The following is a 1,238-nucleotide window of genomic DNA, read 5'->3' on the forward strand; positions in this document are numbered from 1 at the left end:
GGCCTGAACGCTCCGGTCACCCCGCACGATTGGATCTACGAGCAGGGCGGCCGCATCGGCTTCGACACTTTCGGCTACGACCTCGAGCTGCCTGATCCGCCGTTCTGGGGCCGCAAACGTGCCGAACGCATGGAGCACTTCGTCAACCTCGTGAACAAGGGCTATGCGGACAAGCTCCTCGTCTCGGCGGACGCAAACTGCAGCCCGCTGGGCTGGCCGGGCGTGAAGGGCCACACCATCAACTACATCTTCGAGGACATGATCCCCGACATGCGCGCGGCCGGTATCGACGACGCCACCCTCAAACTCCTGCTTGAGGACAACCCGGCCGACTTCCTGTCCCTTCACGCCTGACCCCGGACAGACCACCACAACTTGCCCGTTCCGCCAGACATGGCCCGGGCCCAGAAAGAGTCAAGAAAGAGATGAAACCATGAAGGCTGAAGACATCAAGAACCTCAAGATCGCCATCGTCGGCGCGGGGTACGGCGGCGCCGCGGCGGCCAAGGCCCTGAGCCTGCTCGGTGCCGACGTCAGCGTGTACGAACAGGCATCCCAGATGCGGGAGGTCGGCGCCGGCATCGGGCTGCGTCCTGCCACCATGCACCGGTTCAGCCAGTGGGGCATCTTCGACACGATCGCGAACGTAAGCTCCCCGAGCGACTACTTCGAAATCCTCACCGCCACGGGTGAGCCGATCATGAAGGACACCTGGCCGGAGTTCGGCGGGCAGAGCCAGACCCACCTCATCCACCGCGGCGACTTCATCGATGCCCTCCTGAGCGTGCTGCCGCAGGGCATGGTGCACCTTGGCCACAAGCTGGAGACCATCGAGGACAAGGGCGGCCGCCCCGTCCTGACCTTCACCAACGGCACGACGGTCGAGGCGGACCTGGTGGTCGGCGCCGACGGCATCAAGTCAGTGGTGCGCGAGCAGCTCTTCAGCGACAAAGGCCCGGTGTTCTCCGGCGAACACGCCTACCGCGCTGTGATCTCCGCCGACGACGCCCACGGCATGGTGGTGGACGACAACCTGCGGATGTACATGGGCAGGGGCACGAAGGTCTACCTGCTGCCGCTGCGCCACCGCAACCAGATGTCCTTCGATATCACCGCACTGTGCCCGGACAGCACCTGGGCCCCCACCATCACGAAGGATGACCTCGTGGCGACGGTGGAGGGCTTCGACGAGCGGATCGTCAACATCGCCCGCGGCCTCGACATGGACACCGTCAACA

Annotated in this window: 1 protein-coding gene and 1 pseudogene; both read left to right on the forward strand. The window is 64.9% G+C overall.

Annotated features, from left to right (window positions below):
• Positions 1-354, forward strand: a pseudogene (locus tag LQV45_RS33680) (phosphotriesterase); the annotation flags it as partial.
• Between the two features lie 79 nt (positions 355-433).
• Positions 434-1,238 (forward strand): FAD-dependent monooxygenase (locus tag LQV45_RS33685; protein ID WP_230012144.1); only part of this gene is annotated, 805 nt, incomplete at its 3' end.

The sequence above is a fragment of the Microbacterium sp. Bi128 genome (assembly GCF_918698205.1).